At 54.4% G+C, this 20,300-nt stretch carries 13 protein-coding genes and 4 pseudogenes; 3 read left to right on the top strand and 14 right to left on the bottom strand.

Going from position 1 to position 20,300, the window contains the following annotated elements; genetic code table 11:
• The first annotated feature begins 1 nt into the window (after window position 1).
• From budA to CDA56_RS10760, 3 genes are read left to right on the top strand one after another with little or no spacing between them, the layout of a single operon-like run.
• Window positions 2–781 carry an acetolactate decarboxylase gene (gene budA / locus CDA56_RS10770; RefSeq protein ID WP_004851637.1) on the top strand — a complete coding sequence of 260 codons (780 nt, stop codon included), beginning with the start codon at window positions 2–4 and terminating at the stop codon, window positions 779–781.
• Between the two features lie 10 nt (window positions 782–791).
• Window positions 792–2,471, top strand: a complete 1,680-nt coding sequence (gene alsS, locus CDA56_RS10765; RefSeq protein WP_014838692.1) for an acetolactate synthase AlsS — start codon at window positions 792–794, stop codon at window positions 2,469–2,471.
• A gap of 23 nt (window positions 2,472–2,494) precedes the next feature.
• A complete protein-coding gene (locus tag CDA56_RS10760) occupies window positions 2,495–3,265 on the top strand; it encodes a (S)-acetoin forming diacetyl reductase (protein ID WP_102803304.1) in 771 nt (256 codons plus the stop codon).
• A gap of 56 nt (window positions 3,266–3,321) precedes the next feature.
• On the opposite strand, the gene CDA56_RS10755 is transcribed toward CDA56_RS10760, so the two are convergent.
• The 14 genes and pseudogenes from CDA56_RS10755 to CDA56_RS10680 form a co-directional block, all read right to left on the bottom strand.
• Entirely contained in the window at window positions 3,322–4,392 is a 1,071-nt protein-coding gene (locus CDA56_RS10755) for an ABC transporter ATP-binding protein (protein WP_032692928.1), read from the bottom strand.
• A pseudogene (locus CDA56_RS10750) lies at window positions 4,385–6,153 on the bottom strand (ABC transporter permease). Before CDA56_RS10750 ends, CDA56_RS10755 begins: the two are co-directional and overlap by 8 nt.
• Window positions 6,154–6,224: 71 nt before the next feature.
• Window positions 6,225–7,313 (bottom strand): ABC transporter substrate-binding protein, encoded by a 1,089-nt coding sequence (locus CDA56_RS10745; protein ID WP_004851647.1) that lies wholly within the window; start codon window positions 7,311–7,313, stop codon window positions 6,225–6,227.
• 502 nt (window positions 7,314–7,815) lie between these two features.
• A complete protein-coding gene (gene tssJ, locus CDA56_RS10740) occupies window positions 7,816–8,361 on the bottom strand; it encodes a type VI secretion system lipoprotein TssJ (RefSeq protein WP_032749789.1) in 546 nt (181 codons plus the stop codon).
• Window positions 8,339–9,424 (bottom strand): type VI secretion system baseplate subunit TssG, encoded by a 1,086-nt coding sequence (gene tssG / locus CDA56_RS10735; protein ID WP_102803305.1) that lies wholly within the window; start codon window positions 9,422–9,424, stop codon window positions 8,339–8,341. The genes tssJ and tssG overlap by 23 nt, the downstream gene beginning before the upstream one ends.
• Window positions 9,388–11,142, bottom strand: a complete 1,755-nt coding sequence (tssF, locus tag CDA56_RS10730) for a type VI secretion system baseplate subunit TssF (RefSeq protein ID WP_047723689.1) — start codon at window positions 11,140–11,142, stop codon at window positions 9,388–9,390. Before tssF ends, tssG begins: the two co-directional genes overlap by 37 nt.
• 469 nt (window positions 11,143–11,611) lie before the next feature.
• Window positions 11,612–11,995 carry a DUF1240 domain-containing protein gene (locus CDA56_RS10725; protein WP_228148415.1) on the bottom strand — a complete coding sequence of 128 codons (384 nt, stop codon included), beginning with the start codon at window positions 11,993–11,995 and terminating at the stop codon, window positions 11,612–11,614.
• Window positions 11,996–12,044: 49 nt separating this feature from the next.
• Entirely contained in the window at window positions 12,045–13,319 is a 1,275-nt protein-coding gene (locus CDA56_RS10720) for a PAAR domain-containing protein (RefSeq protein ID WP_102803306.1), read from the bottom strand.
• Window positions 13,320–13,407: 88 nt separating this feature from the next.
• Window positions 13,408–13,988, bottom strand: a pseudogene (locus CDA56_RS10715) (type VI secretion system domain-containing protein); the annotation flags it as partial.
• 84 nt (window positions 13,989–14,072) lie between these two features.
• Window positions 14,073–17,060 carry an ImcF-related family protein gene (locus tag CDA56_RS10710; RefSeq protein ID WP_103814356.1) on the bottom strand — a complete coding sequence of 996 codons (2,988 nt, stop codon included), beginning with the start codon at window positions 17,058–17,060 and terminating at the stop codon, window positions 14,073–14,075.
• A pseudogene (locus CDA56_RS10705) lies at window positions 17,057–17,569 on the bottom strand (hypothetical protein); the annotation flags it as partial. The gene CDA56_RS10710 and the pseudogene CDA56_RS10705, both read right to left, overlap by 4 nt.
• A 55-nt stretch (window positions 17,570–17,624) precedes the next feature.
• Window positions 17,625–18,593, bottom strand: coding sequence for an IS5 family transposase (locus CDA56_RS10700; RefSeq protein ID WP_023279773.1), 969 nt, complete (start codon window positions 18,591–18,593; stop codon window positions 17,625–17,627).
• 21 nt (window positions 18,594–18,614) lie between these two features.
• Complete coding sequence (locus CDA56_RS10690; protein WP_228276623.1) at window positions 18,615–19,331, bottom strand: hypothetical protein; 717 nt, start codon at window positions 19,329–19,331, stop codon at window positions 18,615–18,617.
• A 550-nt stretch (window positions 19,332–19,881) separates the two neighbouring features.
• Window positions 19,882–20,169, bottom strand: a pseudogene (locus CDA56_RS10680) (ISAs1 family transposase); the annotation flags it as partial.
• Window positions 20,170–20,300 lie beyond the last annotated feature (131 nt).

The raw sequence follows: 20,300 nt of genomic DNA, 5'->3' as shown, positions 1-20,300 counted from the left end.
AATGAACCATTCTGCTGAATGCTCTTGCGAAGAGAGCCTGTGTGAAACTCTACGAGGATTTTCCGCGCAACATCCCGATAGCGTCATCTACCAGACTTCTCTGATGAGCGCGCTGTTGAGCGGCGTTTATGAGGGCAATACCACCATCGCCGATTTGCTCACCCACGGCGATTTCGGCCTGGGCACCTTTAATGAACTGGACGGCGAGCTGATCGCGTTTAGCAGCGAGGTTTACCAGCTGCGCGCCGACGGCAGCGCCCGCAAAGCCCGCATGGAGCAGCGTACGCCCTTCGCGGTGATGACCTGGTTTCAGCCGCAGTACCGCAAAACGTTTGATAAACCGGTCAGCCGCGAACAGCTGCACGACATTATCGACCGGCAAATCCCCTCCGATAATCTGTTCTGCGCCCTGCGTATCAACGGCCATTTTCGCCACGCCCATACCCGCACCGTACCGCGCCAGACGCCGCCCTACCGGGCGATGACCGACGTGCTCGACGACCAGCCCGTTTTCCGCTTCAACCAGCGCGAAGGGGTACTGGTGGGGTTTCGCACGCCGCAGCATATGCAGGGCATTAACGTTGCCGGCTACCACGAACACTTCATCACCGATGACCGCCAGGGCGGCGGCCATCTGCTCGATTATCAGCTCGACCACGGCGTGCTGACCTTTGGTGAGATCCACAAATTGATGATTGACCTTCCTGCCGATAGCGCCTTCCTGCAGGCGGATCTGCATCCTGACAATCTTGATGCCGCCATTCGCTCAGTCGAAAACTAAGGAGATTCTCGTGGATAATCAACATCAACCGCGCCAGTGGGCGCACGGCGCCGACCTTATCGTCAGCCAGCTTGAGGCGCAGGGCGTACAACAGGTGTTCGGCATTCCAGGGGCCAAAATCGATAAAGTCTTCGATTCGCTGCTGGACTCCTCCATTCGCATTATTCCGGTACGCCACGAAGCCAACGCCGCGTTTATGGCCGCCGCGGTTGGCCGCATCACCGGGAAAGCGGGCGTCGCGCTGGTCACGTCCGGCCCCGGCTGCTCCAACCTGATTACCGGCATGGCCACCGCAAACAGCGAAGGCGACCCGGTGGTGGCGCTGGGCGGTGCGGTAAAACGCGCCGACAAGGCCAAACAGGTGCACCAGAGTATGGATACGGTGGCGATGTTTAGTCCGGTAACCAAATACTCGGTGGAAGTCACCGCCGCGGAAGCGCTGGCGGAAGTGGTTTCCAACGCGTTTCGCGCCGCCGAGCAGGGACGTCCCGGCAGCGCCTTCGTCAGCCTGCCGCAGGACGTGGTCGACGGGCCGGTCCACGCCAGGGTTCTGCCCGCCAGCGATGCGCCGCAGACCGGCGCGGCGCCGGACGAAGCCATTGAGCGAGTCGCGAAGATGATTGCCGGCGCTAAAAATCCAATATTCCTGCTCGGCCTGATGGCCAGCCAGGCGGAAAACAGCGCGGCGCTGCGTGAATTGCTGAAAAAAAGCCATATCCCGGTTACCAGCACCTATCAGGCCGCCGGCGCGGTGAATCAGGACCACTTTACCCGCTTCGCCGGGCGGGTTGGGCTGTTCAATAACCAGGCGGGGGATCGACTCCTGCATCTCGCCGACCTGGTCATCTGCATCGGCTATAGCCCGGTGGAGTACGAACCGGCCATGTGGAATAACGGCAACGCCACGCTGGTGCATATCGACGTGCTGCCGGCTTACGAAGAGCGCAACTATACCCCGGACATCGAGCTGGTCGGCAATATTGCCGCCACTCTAAACAAACTCTCTCAGCGTATCGACCACCAGCTGGTGCTGTCGCCGCAGGCCGCCGAGATCCTGGTTGACCGCCAGCATCAGCGGGAGCTGCTCGACCGCCGCGGCGCGCAGCTGAACCAGTTTGCCCTTCATCCGCTGCGCATCGTTCGCGCCATGCAGGACATCGTCAACAGCGACGTAACGCTGACCGTCGATATGGGGAGCTTTCACATCTGGATCGCCCGCTATCTCTACAGCTTCCGCGCCCGTCAGGTCATGATTTCCAACGGCCAGCAGACCATGGGGGTGGCGCTGCCGTGGGCGATTGGCGCCTGGCTGGTGAACCCGCAGCGCAAAGTGGTTTCGGTTTCCGGCGACGGCGGCTTCCTGCAATCCAGTATGGAGCTGGAGACCGCCGTACGGCTAAAAGCTAACGTCCTGCATATCATCTGGGTCGATAACGGCTACAACATGGTGGCGATTCAGGAAGAGAAAAAATACCAGCGGCTCTCCGGCGTTGAGTTCGGTCCGGTGGACTTTAAAGCCTACGCCGAAGCCTTCGGCGCCAAAGGGTTTGCGGTAGAGAGCGCTGCCGCCCTTGAGCCGACGCTGCGGGCGGCGATGGACGTCGACGGCCCCGCCGTGGTCGCCATCCCCGTTGATTACAGCGACAACCCGCTGCTGATGGGCCAGCTTCATCTCAGTCAAATACTTTGAGTTACTACAGAAGGAATCCAGCAATGAAAAAAGTCGCACTCGTGACCGGCGCGGGCCAGGGCATCGGGAAAGCTATCGCCCTTCGCCTGGTTAAAGATGGTTTTGCCGTGGCTATCGCCGATTACAATGACGCCACCGCACAGGCGGTCGCCGATGAAATTAACCGCGGCGGCGGTCAGGCGCTGGCGGTGAAGGTGGATGTCTCTAAACGCGACCAGGTTTTTGCCGCCGTAGAACAGGCGCGGAAGGGCCTGGGCGGTTTTGACGTGATTGTGAACAACGCCGGGGTGGCCCCCTCCACGCCTATCGAAGAGATTCGCGAGGACGTGATCGATAAAGTCTATAATATCAACGTCAAAGGCGTTATCTGGGGTATCCAGGCCGCGGTAGAGGCGTTTAAAAAAGAGGGCCACGGCGGCAAAATCATCAACGCCTGCTCCCAGGCGGGCCACGTGGGTAACCCGGAACTGGCGGTCTATAGCTCAAGTAAGTTTGCCGTGCGCGGCCTGACGCAAACCGCCGCCCGCGATCTGGCGCATCTGGGAATTACCGTTAACGGCTACTGCCCGGGGATCGTTAAAACCCCAATGTGGGCGGAAATCGACCGTCAGGTTTCCGAAGCGGCGGGTAAACCGCTGGGCTACGGGACCCAGGAGTTTGCCAAACGCATTACCCTTGGACGGCTTTCCGAGCCGGAAGACGTCGCGGCCTGCGTCTCTTATCTCGCCAGTCCGGACTCCAACTATATGACCGGCCAATCGCTGCTGATCGATGGCGGCATGGTATTTAGCTAATAATAAATAAGCTCTGACATGGTTTGCCCCGGCTTCAGCGCCGGGGCTTTTTTATCTCACCCTTTAGGGAAGATCCACAGGTCGCTGACGGGCAAGGCCAGATGGCAGCGCTCGGCATCGCGCAGCGCGCTGCCGTAGGCGCGAATGGCGAAATCATCGCCCTCGGTGCGAAACAGGTACTCCCAGCGGTCGCCGAGATACATACTGGTCAGCAGCGGCAATGCCAGCATATTCTCCTCAGGCGCTGAGGCGATGCGCAGGCGTTCAACGCGGATCACCGCCGTCGCCTCTTCCCCCACCTTGACCCCCTCCCCGACCATCCCCCACAGCGCCCAGCTGGCGCCCTCAATTCGCGCCCGACCATTATCCAGAGCGGTGACGGTGCCATGCAGCCGGTTATTGCTGCCCATAAACTCGGCGGCAAATAGCGTTCTCGGGCTACCGTACATCTCCTGCGGCGTTCCCTGCTGCTCGATCACCCCGTTATTGAGCAGCAGAATGCGATCGGAAATCGCCATCGCCTCGTTCTGATCGTGCGTGACCATCAGCGCCGACAGCCCCAGCTTGACGATCAGCTCGCGCAAAAAGACCCGCGCCTCTTCCCGCAGCTTGGCGTCAAGGTTCGACAGCGGCTCATCCAGCAGAATTACCGGCGGGTTGTAAACCAGCGCCCGGCCGATGGCCACGCGCTGCTGCTGCCCTCCGGAGAGCTGGTGCGGATGGCGATTGCCAAGATGCCCCAGACCCAGCTGTTCAAGCACGGTCTGCACCCGCTGCTTGATCTCCGCGGCGGCAACCTTACGCAGCTTCAGCGGATACGCCACGTTTTCAAACACCGTTTTATGCGGCCACAGCGCGTAGGACTGAAATACCAGCCCCAGGTTGCGCGCCTCCGCCGGGATTTCGCTACGCGGGTTGCCGTCATAAACGCGGGTTTTACCAATGGTGATAATGCCGCTGGTCGGCTTCTCCAGCCCGGCGACCGCCCGCAGCAGCGTGGTTTTTCCGCTGCCCGATGGCCCGAGCAGCGAGACCACCTCACCCCGCTTCAGTTCCATTGACACGCCCTTGAGCACCGGATTATCACCGTAGGTCAGATGCAGGTTTTCTACCGATAATTCAATCATGTAATTTCACTCCAAAGCGCAGGGCGATACCCAGGCCCACGACCACCAGCAGAATATTAATAAAGGAGAGCGCGGCAACGATATCGATAGCCCCGCCGCCCACAGCGACACCAGCATCGAACCGATGGTTTCGGTGCCCGGAGAGAGCAGATAAACCCCGGTGGAATATTCGCGCTCGAAGATAAGAAACATCAGCAGCCAGGAGCCGATTAAGCCGTAGCGCGACAGCGGAACCGTGACGTGGCGGGTGATCTGCCCGCGCGATGCGCCGGTACTGCGTGCGGCCTCCTCCAGCTCCGGCGCTACCTGCAGCAGCGTCGAGGAGATGAGCCGCAGCCCGTAAGCCATCCATACGACGGTATAGGCCAGCCAGACGCTAAAAATGGTGTTACGCAGCGCGCGCAGCTGAACGATCAGATGTTCACGCAGCCAGTCTGCCACCGGCAGCGCCGAGAGCCAGCCGTTTTTCAGCGACTGATCGAGCCACATCGGCAGAAACAGAAATACCCACAGAAACGCCAGCCCGGCCAGCAGCCCGGGCACCGCGCGCGGCACCAGCACGCTATAGTCCAGAAAGCGCGTGACGTTATCCGGTTTGCGGTGCATCGCGATGCCCACGAACAGATAGCAGACCACCGCCAGCGCGCCGCCAATCACCCCAATCGCCATGGAGTTAACGATGGCGCGCAGCAGATTCGGCTGCTGCCAGATGTTACGGAACGTCGCCAGCGAGAGTTCATCCCACAGCGAAACGCCCACGCCCCAGTTTGAAATAAAGGCCCGCAGCGCCACGCCGATCAGCGGCACCCCAATGGTGACCGTCAGCCATGCCACCACCACAATCCCGGCGACCCAGCGCCATTTCCCCAGCGGCAGCGCGCGGGCCTGGGACGCTTTTCCCTTCATGGTGACAAAGCGGTTGGCGGTGCGCATCAGGCGGCGCTGGAGCATCACCAGCGGAACGGTGATGCAGATCAGGACCACCGCCACCGCCGCCATCAGGTGATAAGAAGGCGTACCGAGCTTGTTGGTGAGCTTATAGAGATAGGTCGCCAGCACCATGTTGCCTTCCGGATCGCCCAGCACCAGCATCAGGCCAAATACCTCCAGGCCGAGGAAAAACAGCAGTACGCAGGCGTAGAGTATCGACGGTCGCACCATCGGCAGGCTCACCGAGGTCATCACCTGCAGCGGCGATGCGCCCACCGTCCGCGCGGCCTCCTCGACATCCGATCCGACGCTGCGCAGCGCGGAAGAGATATAGAGATAGGCATGCGGAACGTGCGTCAGCCCGGCAATTACCACGATGCTGAACATCGAGTAAATATTCCACGGCACGAAGCCGATCAGCTGCTCGGCCCACTGCGAAAAGAAGCCCACCGGCCCGGCCGCCACCACGTAACCAAAGCCCAGTACCATCGGCGAAACGAAAATCGGTACCAGAATCAGCGGCTCGATAAACCGCCGCCCGGGTAAATCGGTACGTACCATTAAAAAGGCGAGGATCCCGCCGAGGGGGATGGCAATCGCCACCAGACCAAACGCCAGAATAAACCCGGACTTGAGCGCCAGATAAAAATCCGGGTCGCTAAAGATGAAGGCGAAGGCTTCGAGGCTGAACGATTTCGTGCGGGCAAAAAAAGGCGCCGAGAGAAAGCTCTGCACCACGATAAATAACAGCGGGACATAAATCGCCAGCGCCGTCATCACGACGACGATACCGCGCGGCAAACCCTGCCATTTTCGACGTAAGACATTCATAAGCGATCCCTTTAAACCTGGCGGGCGTTAAGCGGGCTGCGCATCCTGAAATGATGCGCAGCGCCGGAGGGTTATTTCGCCGCGGCGGTGCGCCACTGTTTGATAAACTCCAGTCGTTGTTTCGGCTCAAGATACGCCAGCAGCGTTTCATCGACCGGAATAGGCTTCAGCGCGCTACCGAGCATTTTGGTCATACCGTCGATATCATTTTTACCTTCGATATCATTGCGCAGGGAGGGAATATCGGCCTGGTTCGCCAGGATGCTTTGTCCCTTTTCCGACAGCACGTAATCAAACCACAGCTTCGCGGCATTAAGGTGCTCGGCTTCTGCGGTAATAAAAGAGACCCGCGAGAGCACCAGTACATAATCTTTCGGATAGGAGATGCCGAGCGAAGGATCGTTTTTGGCCCGCGCCTCCGCGTAGGATCCGAGAATATTGTAGCCAATCAGGTTTTCCCCGGAGGAGACGCGCTCCATCATCGTACCGGTGGACGATTGCACGGTCAGGCCGCCTTTCGCTATGCCCGCCAGATCGTCAAAGTAGCTGGCATCGGCTTTGCTGTCCTGTACCGCCAGCATAAAACCCAGACCCGATTTTTCAATGTCATAAGTCGTGACCTTACCTTTGAATTTATCGGCCTGGCCGGCGATCAGCTTCGCCAGCGCGGTATGCGAGTCCGGTACTTCGCCCTGAGGGATCAGCCGCTTATTGTAGATAAAGACCACCGGCTCGTAGGTCGTGCCGTAGGCTTTCTGTTGCCAGACCGCCCATTTTGGCAGCTTATCCCGCTCCGGCGAGGCGTACTCTTCGGCGTAATCGGTGGCGAGCTTCAGCGCCGTATCCATGGAAGAGCTCCAGACCACGTCGCCGCTGCCGCCGCCCGCCGCCTGTTCGCTGATATAGCGGTTGTACAATTCGGTGCTGTTCATATCGTTATATTCAACTTTAATGCCGGGATATTGCGCTTCAAACCCTTTAATTAACGGGCCTGCGGCCTTGGTATCGGTCGTTGAATAGATAACCACTTTGCCTTCTTTAATCCCGGCATCCACCACCTTTTGATAATCCGCCGGATAGCCCTGAGGAACTGCGGCAAGGACCTGTCCGGAGATAGCTGCCGTCAGTGAAATCACTAACCCACTAATTTTCATATACATAAAATCAACCTTTAGATATCAATTATTAAACTTAAATTTAACATATAGCGGGACGCCAGAGCCTTGCAACGCCGGGGTTTGTTTTTTTACGGCTTTTGTGACGCTGGCGTAATTTAAAGGAAGATTCGTGGGGCGCGGCTAAAGAGATAAAGGTTGTTGGGCGGAAATATTAAGAAAAGATTAAGTTTTTCTGTTTCTTACCCCCTCAGTATTGCGTTTTCTTACACACAAAAATAACACCCGCTGGCACCGGGCGAACATCAATCGCGCTTATGGATATTGCCATCAGGGTAAATTTTGCGATCGGCCTTACAATTGAGCTGTTAAATAACGTAATGAAAAGGCATTTCATCAAATGAACTCGCCATTCTCCTGAATTTAAAATGGAACCAGGCCTATGTAGCCAGAAAGCTATCTCCGCTATGTCCTTGACGTCATTGCTGACTGGCGGGATTACCACTTAGCATTTCATACAGCGAGGGTGTGTTGTGTCCCTGTGGCATTAGTCCTCCTTCAGCGGCTGTAATGCAAGGTGGTTATTTCCAGCTTCCAGAACACGGGGTTTATCCGGATCGAGATCTTCACGTCTGAGAACCTGCTTCCAGGTATTGTTGACCATATCCGGATGGCGGAACAGTCCGGCCACCGCAACAAACTGCGCGCCTTCTTTCATTGGCATATCAAGATTCGCATCCCCACCCGGCTTTATCACCACATCGCGGGTCGCCAGCAGGTCGGCTTGCAGGATCGTGTCGCCGTTCTTGAGGAGTTGCTGATAAACCGTTTTGTCGAAGGTTTTGCGGTCTTTCAACTGGTAGACACGAACCACCACCGGCTCGGAGAGTGAGTTACTCTCGCGGGAATCCGTATTCAGTGCTTCACGGGCTGTAAAATCCAGATGCAGCACCTTAATCTTCTTATAAAACACCGCCGTATACACCGATTTGGTGCCATCCGTGATACTCTGCGTCACCCCACAGCCCACCAGGCTGAACGCCAGTAGAGCAGGTAGCCAGCACGCGGGCTTAATCAAATTTGTACTTAGCACGTCGATTTCCTTGTTGTGGTTTCGCAGGCACCAGCCCGGTGTAGTAACCCAGTTCTGTCGTAAAGCTCAGCGGGATATCGTCCGCAAACGCCCCCTCCTCCGCTCCCAGCACGCCGTTCATGCCGAGCCAGAAAGGTTCTTCGCCGAGCGGCGGGACGGCCAGCAGTTGGGTCCGGGTGGTCAGGGTGATCCTGGCCTTAAAACGCCAGCCGAGATAAACACGCAGCATCACCAGAAAATCCTGATACAGCAGACCATCCGGTTTCCAGCCCTGCGCTTCCTGTTCGTTATCCGTCCTGAGCGCAACCAGCAGCTGACTGCCCGCATCCATCGCTTCTTCCCCCAGCGGCGTATTGCCGTCCAGCAGAAAATCGTCATCGCCGTAAAAACCCAGCGGCTGGCCGATCTCCACCGGCCGCAGGCAGTACGGACTTACCTGCACCGTAGTATCCGGGGCCAGCAGTCTCACCAGCGCCTGCATCCCCTCCTGGGTTTTGCCGGGTTGGCGCAGCACACCGAGCAGCGCCAGAAAGCGGGATACCGGTGTGGCGATATGGTTTGCGGTTCCCGGTATGCCCAGCCCCACCAGACCCAGCAGCGACTGCGAAATGCAGTCAGTTCCCCCTGCCTCAAACGTGGCCGGATAAGAGTATTTCCGCCAGATGCGGTAAAACTGCGTCAGGATACGGTGGCTGAAAATATCCAGAAAGCCCTGCAGCGCGTCATGCCCTTCACGGCACTGAGTGATGTCATCGAGATAGGCTGTCGGCAGGGGTGAGTCGACACCGTACATCCCCATAAAGGTTGTGCGGATGCGAGGTGGCCTGCTGTCATCATCCTTGTCATATTCGACGGCTTTCAGTTCGCTGCCCGGAAACCCCATCCCCGGATGCGGCGCAAACCGCACCGGGTCATCAGCAGGGTGGCTGGTTGACCCCATCAGCGGCCTGTCCGGATTACGCTTCTCCAGAAGCTGACAGAAGCGATAAAAATTCATGCGGTGCAGGTCGGCTGCGAGCCGCGGGCTCAGCCAGGAATGCGGCGGTTGTGCTTCTCTTCCCATTCCAGGCGCTCTCCGGTCGGTTGCAGAATAATAATCAGGCGGTTAAACAGATAGATGTCGGTGTAAAGCGCGAAGAAGCGACTCAGCATCTCGCCGAACAGGCAGATGTCGCCGCGACCGGCAAAGCCGTGGCTGTCAAGGGTCACCTCAATCTGCACGCCGCGTACCAGGTAGCCCTGCTCAAATCGCCCGGTCTCACTGTGCTTCACGTCAATAATGGCTTCCAGGCGACGGCGGTTCATCTCGCTGTCGGTCCATTCATACAGCGCCAGGGTGCCGCGCAGCACGTCGGCATTATCCATCATCGACAGAAACCCGCTGCCGAGGTGGCTCAGCACGCGCCAGTGAAAACGGTCCTGTGCCGGGGGATAGCAGGGCAGCGTCGGCGCACACAGGTTACGCACGGCGACGCTGGCCGAGGTGCTTTTCATCACCGTATCCAGCACGGTGCTTTGTAATGCGCGTCGCGGCAGCTGGCCATTGGTACCGGTGAGCGTGAGGGACAGGCTTTCGTTTTCCGGCACCGTGTGATTATCAAAGGCTTCGCCGCCGAGGATAAGCCACGTGTTATACAGTCCTGACGGACCACGGCGCACGCGGGTGTGGTAGTAATACTCCGGCGCTTCATGGCGCATCATGCCGCCTTTGTGGCGGAAACTGGAGAACGGTACATAGGTATACTGGCTTGAGGATATCACCGAATCGACAGCATAAATCTCGGTATGGCCATCCTGCACGCGCATCGGGCGCAGCATGTATTCGGTCTGCAGTGAATTCAGCGTCAGCGGGTCAGATTCCAGCGGAAACAGGTTAATCACCGGCACACAGTTCAGGCGCAGATGTTTTTCGGTAAAGCTGAAGTCATGCTCCCAGCGTTCCGCCAGCACCACGTCGATTTCAAACCACGGAAGCTCAGCCGGAAAGACCACGGTCTCCAGCCCGCGCAGGCCCGTGAACATGAACTTTTCGCGGAAGGTGAAGTACTCCAGCAAAAGCTGATAACCGCTAAAGCTGCTGCTGTCCTTCGGCCACAGCCCGTCATCATCGCCGAATCCCAGCGCGGTGAAATACCCGTCGAGTGGCTTTCTGTCCGTATCACCCGGCATTCGCAGCCAGAGACGCGCCGTGTTCATGGTAAAGGCTTCATGCATGGCGCAGGCCAGCGGTGCGTCAGCATTGAAGTAGAACGGGATCTGGCTGAGATCGGCACGGCTCCAGTCGGCGAGATGGCTACAGTTAAAGCGCAGGTTGATGACCGAACGCCCGTCAGGGTCAGTCGACAGACGGGCATGCTCCAGCGACAGCGGCTGAAGGGTGATTTCTTTGGTGGTGGTGTATCGGCAGCGGGTAGCCTTCTCGCCGATCGGCTGCGAATTGACCTCGAAACCTTTGACGATACGCATCTTCTCTTTCATCTCGCGCCAGTCGGGCGTGAACTCCACCACCGACATCGACGGAATGGTGCGCAGGTATTGCGGCCACAGCAGGCTGACCAGCCCTTCGGTCAGTTCCGGCAGGTCGTCATCGAGTTTCTCGCGAAGACGCCCCATCAGGAAGGCAAAGCCCTCAAACAGGCGCTCCACGTACGGGTCGCGCGCGCCCGCTTTATCGAGATTGAGCATTGCCGCCTGCTCGGGGTGAGCGCGGGCAAACTCTTCGCCGGCTTCCAGCAGGTAGCGCATTTCGGCGTCGTAATAACGCAGGGTTAAGTCGTCCATAGATAACCAATATAATTGAGTGTCTTACTGTGTTCAGGAATAAAGCGAAGCCATGACAGCTTACAACTTAATGAAATGAGATAGTACCGACTAACATTTTTTACTTAATCACTTAAAAACCAGAAAAAATACGATATAAATAACAAAAAATGCAATATTCGACGTACAAAAGAACAACCAAGCCATGGAATAGGTTTCGTCAACCAGATAATCCAGGCGTGTTCCAGTTAACACAGGTTCATACGTGTATTTGATATCTATAAATGAAAGGGAAAGAACTGCTGTACTTACCAGTAAAAATAAAGCTACGGGCGCACAAAAAAGCACACTAAATAATAAGATTCCCAATAAATCTGCGTTTTGGACTCATAGCCCCATCACCTGAGATATAAGATCGTCACTATATTTTCAATAAATTGCATTATCTCACACTCGATGTCCAGTCGGCTTTTCGGGTAATATTTTGATATTACTGACGGCAATTCCGGGGATCTTTTACATATCTTGTTGCCATGCCAGGCATCCAACCTTTAGGGATGTCTGGACAGGCAACGTATCCTTTATCTTCAAGTTTATTTGAGAAATAAACCTTAAATCCAATCTGAATGACGACCGTAACAATGAACAATACAATCATGTACTTAGTTACATATTTTTGTATCTGAATCGAAACTCTGCGCCCTAGAAAAATAGGCCATAATGAAAAAAATGCGACAGGGGACAAGATAAATACAGCAGAAAACCCATAAACAAAAAAAGATGAGAATGATAATTCAGATGGAAATGTTAAATATTCTTTAAGCGTATTAAAGGAAAATACCCCCCCCCTAAGATCAAGGGTACATAAAGACACAGCATCCCCAAAAACATTCCAATTCTACGTTTAAATGAAAAAGCCCCCATTAAAACCACTCCTTTTCAAAACTGTCTAATGTTTGTCTTAAGTATTTTTTCACCTCATATTCAACAACCTCTTTCCCACGGGAAAGCATACCATCAACATACATTGCGCCCAAATCCCACAAGCCTTTCTCCATTTCTTTTGCTTTCTCAACAAACTCCTGCTGCGCCGATTCAATGAGAGAAACGACTTTGTCTGTAATTTTAAACTCATCATCTAATTTATTGAGTGCCCATGCGGATAATGCACCAGCAACCAGCACAACAACTAATGGGGCGGCAATTGTTGAGAATACCCCTACAGCGTAAGCACCAGCCCCCCAGGTTATCGCTGAAGAAATACCGACTTTAAGCACATCAACAGCCCACTTCCCTATGAATTTCGCTAATGTAGTCTCATCATTTAAGATAAAGCCAACGGAATCAGCCACAGATACATAAATCAGACCGAAAAGAAAACCATCTTTTATAGCGTTATTTAGTCCGTAACTTCCTATTCCATACTTGATGATCTGTGGATTTTTTGCGGCAAACACAGGTGCATTTAATATTTTCCGGACCCCTGCATAACCACTTATTTTTATTAACTCTGTTCCCTTGTGGTTAACATATACTGTTGCAGTTATGCCAAGGTTACCTAGCTGATATAATACCTTCGAAGTGGAGTATGCGTCTTTTATACTTGTACCGTAGTTAACAACAAATTCACCGGGTTTGCTTTGGGAAACGAAGGACCACCCTGATTTATAGAATCCCATAGATGTCAAATACTCAAAAACCTCCCCAAGCGTAAGTAGCATGACGTTGTGGTTATTGGCATTCAACATTACCCTCAAATTACCATCGGGGAAATTATGAGTATTTCGTAAAACTGGATAATCGGATACAAATCCTGCCTGCTTTTGTTCACCGGTCAGATAACCAGGCAGCTCAGGAGAAATCTGAGTCGGGGCGGCCGTAAAGCCTGCTGCTGATTCTGCAACGGAAGCACCACTGCTCTTCTCATACGTATCATTCATCATCGATGGAATGAACTTTGCCTTACACGGACAGGTACTGTAGCTGTCGAGTGTTCCGGCCATTCGCCTGCCGTGTATGGTATCATTGTCGATGCCACCGGCTATCCTGTAAATCCCGGGATGATGACCGCAGGTTACGCTGTCCTGTTCCCGGGCAACCGGTTTACCAAACAGCGTGTGATCCTCTGCCCCGGTAGTTATTCTCCCGCCGCAGGTGGTTTTGTCGCCCTGCACCAGATAAAAGCCTTTTGCTGGCATACATTTTCCTTTTAGCTGAATTCAGTCCCGATTACCCACAAAGCACCGCACTGCTTGCCGGATCGAGCGCAATCAGACCAGCCAGAAGCTAGCCCATTTCAGGCTGAAACCGTGACTTATCGGTTTCACTGCGGGTGGCTTTCATGCGCAGCAGTCTGAGGCGACGCGATTTGACCTCAAATAACAGTACCGGTGTCCACTGCGTCAGGGTGATTGTCTATGCAGCGCTATCCAGCGCGCCCAGCAAATGCAGGGCCAGTTCATTTTTGCCTTCTACTTGGCCACGCGAGCCATCAGCAGACGCAGCAACCATTTATCTGTTGTAGAATCGGTGTCCGGCCGGGTCTGCAGCCAGTGAAATGTGGCATCCAGGCCGTCAGTGTCCGTTTTCTCCTGCGCTTCCGGCACAAGGGCCACAATATCGTTGTCCGTCTCACTGACAGCACTAGCCGGCTCTTCCCGCCTGCCGGACATCTCGTCCAGCACACTTTGATTTATCCCGTTCAGCGTGACCTCATCGGCAAACGGCGTCCCGTTATTAAAGGCCAGGGTTTCAAGTCCGGTAAGGCGGCGCAGCAACCCTTTCAGGTCTGCAGTGATGATGCCGGACAGCACCTCCTGGCCCGACCTCGCCAAGGACTGAAAAGTGTACCACTGCAGGTCAAGCCAGGGCTGCCAGCTTTCCGTGCGTGCCTGCGCCTGCTGTCGCAGCAGATTTTCATTCGCCTGACAGCAGATCCTGCAGAGTGTCCATCATTCAGTTCCGTCGATATCACTGTCTTCCGTTTTGGTCATCAGCGCCTGAGCCGTAGCCGCGCTGTCGACGCTGAATATCTGATCCGGCAACGTGAAGCCGCGCAGCGCCAGTAACGCCAGCGGCCCGCTGCCGAGCTGTGAGCGCAGCACCCACTGCAGGGTGCGGCCATCCGGTGCGGTGAAACTCATCATCCACTGGCTGCGGTCAAGCTGCTGACGCTTACCCAGGTCAAGCCAGCGAATAAAGCCCCAGGTCCCGCTGTAATCACCAAACAGACGCGCACCGGCATTGACGGTGGTCCATGTCAGCATGGTTCCTGGTTTGTAAGTGTCGCCAGGCCAGCGAATGGACTGCCAGTCAGCCATCTGGTTAAAGTAGTGCAGCTTTTGCCCATCAATGGTCAGCTGCGTTTCCACCACCTGCGGCACAGGACGCGCCTGCAGCTCAAAGGTAATGCTCTGATTGCCATCGGTAAACAGAATGTCCGACAGCTGGCTCAGCTGATTAATGGCCCGCAGGAAGGCCGGGTTGAAGCTCAGCCCCTGGCTGTTGACCTTATCCGGCACCCACTGGCTGCCCTCCTTGTGCAGCACACCGCTGAGCTCCGTCGTCAGGAAGCGCTCAATGCGCCCGCTGTCCTTGCGCACAAACTCCGCCAGCATCGGCAGGGAGGCATCACTTTTGCTGGCGGCAAACGGGAAACGACCGTCAAAGGCAGTTTGCCAGTTCGCGACAACCGAGCGGCTCCATTTATCATTCAGGCTGGCTGCCGACGGCTGAAGCACGGTCTCCCAGGCCTGGGTCAGCGGCTGCACAAACATTGTGCTGCCAAATCCGCTCCACTCCTCGCCAAGGCTTGCCGAAATCAGGCTACCGTACTGCCAGGTGTCGGTAAGGTCCACGCTTTTGCCCTGGAACACGGTCTGCGCCAGGGTCTGCATCATCGCCTGCGGGTCAGAAGCGCTGGCCACCTGTTGCAGGCGCAGCCGCACGCGGGTGATACGGGTCAGGTACGTCTGCAGGCTCAGCGTGTTATCCGCCGACATCACGTTGCTGCCTTTGTTTTTGCCCAGCAGTTGAAGCAGCGGGCCAAAGGTTTCATCCAGCGGCCCCTGCGGGCCTGAGGCAGACTGGTCAATCATCGGTTTGTCCTTTCTGCCTACGAGGTCTTTGGCCGATTTGATGATGGAGTCCGAAAGACCTTCGCTTTGCTGGCCGGCCTGTCCCTGCCAGGCGAGCGTATTCATCAGGGCAATCAGCGGCGACTGGCGGACGTCACTCATCAGCGTCAGCTGGTCGGTAACGTCTGCAATATTGTTCGCCGGATTAAGCTGCAGGCTGTTGAGGAAGCTCAGCCAGCTGCCGGCAAAGTCAGTGAAGTAACGTTGTGTCAGACGCGCTTTCAGGGCTTCCGGCGACAGGTCTGAGGAGACGGCTTTTCGGCTGTCGCTGAGCACCCAGTCGATTTCATCCCGGCGGGAGTTCGCCGCCTTTTCGATGGCCTGCTGAATCCCCCCCTCCCAGGCCTGGCGGGTAAACATGCCCGGCACCACCTCCTCGGTGGTAAACAGTCGCCGCGCATCGGTACCGCCAGTCATGTCCTCCAGAGACACATCGGCAAAGTTACGACGCACGGATTTGAGCATGTTCTTATACAGCGTGCTTTCCGCGTTGCGCCGTCCTATCTGCTGCAGCAGGACCTGGCGGCTCTGGCTGATCAGCTGCGCATCCGGCGTGATTACCCACTTTGGCTGCGCAGGCAGTTCGGAAATGTAAAAAGCCCACAAATCCGGCGCCAGGCTCTGCCACAGACCGGTTGAGATACCTGTCCGCGTCGGCTGCACGGTTTTCATGGTCTGTGCGTAGAATGCGCCGTCGGCTTTATCCGGCCGGGCCATCATCAGCCAGGCTTTCAACTGGTCGTAGCCCGGTTTCGCCAGCTGCGCCCGCTGGTCGCTGTTGGGTGCAGAATTTGCCAGCGCGCTGAGCTTTTGCTTAAGCGCCTCATTTGCCGGGTCGCGTATCAGGCGGTTGTTGGCCACGCCGTACCAGGGGAGCATCGCGTCGAGCAACTGCTGGTTATGGTCCAGGCCGAAGCGCTGATACCAGGGGGCGCCCTCCTGAGCATTATGCTGCAGACGCCCGGCATCATTACGCAGAGTATGCAGGGCCGGCAGCATCCGCTCCAACTGGCGGATAATATCGTCTTCTTTTGCGCGCAGGGGAAAGCTTGCCCCTACAGCCTGCTCAGGACGCGTACCCTGCGACCAGTTGCTGTCGCACAGCTGCCACAGCCAGACCGGGGCGGAATAACGCAGCAGTTCGCTGATTTTTTCCAGCCCGCGTAAATCGCTGTCGCTGATTTGCGGGGTCAGGTTAAGTGACGGGGGTATGACACGGACAATCCCGTCCAGCGGGCGTCCGCGGCGCAGTTTGCGTAATGCGGTGTATTTTTCGCGGTCAGGCTCCGATGCCAGGCTACCGCCGTAAATCAGCACGGTGCGGTTGCCTTCGAGCCACTGCTGCTGTTGCAGGCCGGGAACCAGCTGTTCGATTGCGGCTTCATCGCCCGTAATCAGCAACAGGCGGGTTTTCCGACGCCAGTAAAGACCAGTGCGGGAGCGGAGATGCACCCGAATCCTGTCACACATGGCCACCGCAGGGTGAACAGGGGCGTTATCATTTTCCCGTTTCTTTTTCTCATCATCACCACTGGTATTGGCGACAAGCGCATTAAACTCCTTTTTACCGGCACTGAGAGCAGCCCACAGGTGCACAACCAGCATGATAAGTGTGCATCCTGAAATACATCCGCCAGCGATAACCCAGTAAGTTTGCTGCTGACTACCGTCCTGAATCCCGGCAATATCCGGATGCTTCCAGACCATGAACGTCATAACGGCTAACAACAAAAAGAAAATCAATGCGACAGCAAGATAGCGGCCTTCCGTAGTCTTCGGTGCAAAAGCAAAAGGTAGCTTCACGGATCCATCTCCTGTCGGGAAGCAATCGGGGTAATGAGCGTGCTCCACAGCACATTCTGTGTCGTATCACCGCAGATAATCATCTGTGGGGACTGTGTCTGTCGGGTGATTTCAGTGGCGGCCGCGATGGCCAGCCAGGGGGCTGCCGCTCCGGCATGTCCCATAGACCTGTCGAGTGAAATGACGGAGTCGTCCGCTACAGACTGCGCAGGATGTGCATTCTGGCACGCGATCACTTCTGCATGCTGCCCACCCGTCAGCCCGGCAAGCCATAAATTTTTCACGATATTTTCTTTGAGCGGGACGTTCCAGGCGGCCATGTTCATTCCCTCGCTCAGTTCACCTGGAGGGGAAGCATCTGGCCGATGCAGCAACGCGAGAGGTTCGAGTATATCCTGCGTCAGGCGATTACCCAGCAGCAGCGCTACACCGGCCTCAGCTGTGTTGTCAGAAACGGCAGGATTAAACTGGAGCCCCACGATCAATAACATTGCTTTATCTTTAATACGGCTTTGTTGAATAAATCAGATTTCGGGTAAGTCTCCCCCGTAGCGGGTTGTGTTTTCAGGCAATACGCACGCTTTCAGGCATACCTGCTTTCGTCATTTTGTTCAGCGCTCGTACCAGGGCCATAGCCTCCGCAACCTGACCATCGTAGTCACGCAGCGTCAGTGAACCCCCGAACAGCTGTTTTACCCGGTACATCGCCGTTTCCGCTATCGAGCGACGGTTGTAATCTGTTGTCCATTTCCACCGCGCATTACTCCCGGTCATTCGCTGATTAGCCACTGCACGGTTACGGTCTGCATATTCACCGGGCCAGTAACCCGCGCCTTTTCGGGGTGGGATAAGCGCGCTGATTTTCTTACGCCGCAGTTCATCATGACAGAGCCGGGTGTCGTAAGCGCCGTCTGCCGATGCTGCCCTGATTTTTCTGTGAGTCTGCCGGATAAGACCCGGGAAGGCTTCTGAGTCCGTCACATTGTTCAGCGACAGGTCTGCACAGATGATTTCATGTGTGTTGCTGTCAACTGCCAGATGCAACTTTCGCCATATACGACGGCGTTCTTTGCCGTGTTTTTTGACTTTCCATTCGCCTTCACCAAAGACCTTCAGCCCGGTGGAATCAATCACCAGATGCGCGATTTCACCCCGGGTGAACGTTTTGAAACTGACATTAACCGACTTTGCGCGCTTGCTGACACTGGTGTAATCCGGGCAGCGCAACGGAACATTCATCAGTGTAAAAATGGAATCAATAAAACCCTGTGCAGCCCGCAGGGTCAACCTGAACACGCGTTTAATGACCAGAACGGTGGTGATGGCGAGATCAGAATAGCGCTGAGGTCTTCCCCGTGATGAAGGCGTTGCCGACTCATACCAGGCCTGAATAGCTTCATCATCCAGCCAGAAAGTTATGGAGCCACGGTTGATGAGGGCTTTATTGTAGGTGGGCCAGTTGGTGATTTTGAACTTTTGCTTTGCCACGGAACGGTCTGCGTTGTCGGGAAGATGCGTGATCTGATCCTTCAACTCAGCAAAAGTTCGATTTATTCAACAAAGCCCTTTAATACGTATATTCAGCCAGCGGTCAATTAAGCTGAGTCCACTCCCTTCACCGTATTCAACAGGAAGAGTAATATTATTTTTTTGCCAGGCCTCGTCCCAGTAATGGCGAATACTCTCCAGAGGCAGCGATGTTGTTACATCAAAAAATACTACCAGTGGTACTTTGTCAGGGATTTGTGCAAAAGGAATACCAGCAATCAACTGCGAAAAAATATTCGTTATCACGAATTTTAGCGAGTCCTGCGGACTAGAAGAAATTTGGCTCATTCTGGAGCTTTCATTACCATCCCGGTCGACCTGTGAAACAATAATGCTATCGTTATTTTGCATAGCAATAGCTGCCTCTTTCTGAGCAACTGATGAGTGGCCGGTAATAAATGTTGCATTCAGCACCTGCAGTGCACGCCGTGCCTTACGGGTTTCTCTAAGGATCCACTGTTCTCGCTGTTTGTCGAAAGCATTTGCTTTGCTATCCTGCAATGCCCACAGAAGGAGACAAGAAGCGAACAAAACACTCCATAAAGCAATTGGTACACCTAAAGCAAACGTCCAAAAGTACAGGTTTTCAATATAACGCCCAAATATACGCATTAATATAAAACTGAACGAAAGCATGACAACCAGAGCAATAAGCCAACGAAAAAATTTCAGAGGTTTAGGTCTGGGGTAGCATTCAGGCAAATGTTTAAGTGAATATGACATTCATTTCCCCATATTACAGAATAGATAAATTGGTTTAGGATGAAAATGAGAGAAATACGAAACTTGTTATAATTATCATACTATGGAAGGCCACAACCAAATAAAGAACTATTCTTTCAACGCAGGTTTAAGGAGTTAATTTATTTTTGTTATTGAAATAGCTTTCCATTTTTTCAACATGTAATTTAACAGAATCTTATCGTTTTTTAGATTATGTGTATTAGTCGTGACTTGATCTGACACATGGCCTTGAAAGGTTGAGAGTGACCGGTTTTGATATGGGTGTCGAATCCTTATACAAAACACGAGGTAACTCTCATGATTCATACTACCAATCCCGTCATCAAACACAAAGCCGGTTTACTCAATCTGGCTGAAGAACTCAGCAACGTATCAAAAGCAGGGCAAGACTACGAAACCCCGCACCCCGAAAGGACTGACGCGAGGTACTTTCTGTCCATCGCCGCTCTTCTCATCTTTCTTCTCATTCCTGCCTTAAATTCCTTATTCTGCGTCAGAATATTCACAGCTATATGTCTTATCCCTGAAAATCGCGCATCCAGTTGATGAAGCATTCATGAAATTTTTTTAGATTGATACAGGCTACAACTCTGGCAATAGTATCATGAACCGGAATACCGTTATCGAGATCACCATATTGCTTTAAAAAATCAATATGTACTTTCCCGAAGTCTTCTATATCTTCCCAGCCTTCTGCTCCCGAAATAACAGCGCATATTGTCAGAAGTAAGATATCTGATAATTTATGATCCACTTCCTATGATTGTCTGTAACCAAGAATAATTGAAATATGTTTCATTAATTTCTCGAGGTCCATGTCTATTCTCCTTATTTCACTACGAGATATTTGATCACATACACCAGAAAAGTGATAGTTTCTTACATCAATGACAGGTCATTTTTCAAGCAAAACCAGTCGGATTTACAGTACAAAAAATATACTTTTCA

Source organism: Klebsiella michiganensis (assembly GCF_002925905.1).
Classification (GTDB): Bacteria; Pseudomonadota; Gammaproteobacteria; order Enterobacterales; family Enterobacteriaceae; genus Klebsiella; species Klebsiella michiganensis.
The sequence above is the reverse complement of the archived record's forward strand: the minus strand, read 5'-3'. Positions and strand labels throughout refer to the sequence as shown.

Bases quoted from the DNA above. Each gene is read 5' to 3' on its own strand.
- tssF (WP_047723689.1), bottom strand. From the start codon at position 11,142: ATGGACGACTTAACCCTGCGTTATTACGACGCCGAAATGCGCTACCTG.
- CDA56_RS10690 (WP_228276623.1), bottom strand. From the start codon at position 19,331: ATGTCATATTCACTTAAACATTTGCCTGAATGCTACCCCAGACCTAAA.
- CDA56_RS10755 (WP_032692928.1), bottom strand. From the start codon at position 4,392: ATGATTGAATTATCGGTAGAAAACCTGCATCTGACCTACGGTGATAAT.
- CDA56_RS10745 (WP_004851647.1), bottom strand. From the start codon at position 7,313: ATGTATATGAAAATTAGTGGGTTAGTGATTTCACTGACGGCAGCTATC.
- CDA56_RS10720 (WP_102803306.1), bottom strand. From the start codon at position 13,319: ATGCCAGCAAAAGGCTTTTATCTGGTGCAGGGCGACAAAACCACCTGC.
- tssG (WP_102803305.1), bottom strand. From the start codon at position 9,424: ATGGGAAGAGAAGCACAACCGCCGCATTCCTGGCTGAGCCCGCGGCTC.
- budA (WP_004851637.1), top strand. From the start codon at position 2: ATGAACCATTCTGCTGAATGCTCTTGCGAAGAGAGCCTGTGTGAAACT.
- CDA56_RS10760 (WP_102803304.1), top strand. From the start codon at position 2,495: ATGAAAAAAGTCGCACTCGTGACCGGCGCGGGCCAGGGCATCGGGAAA.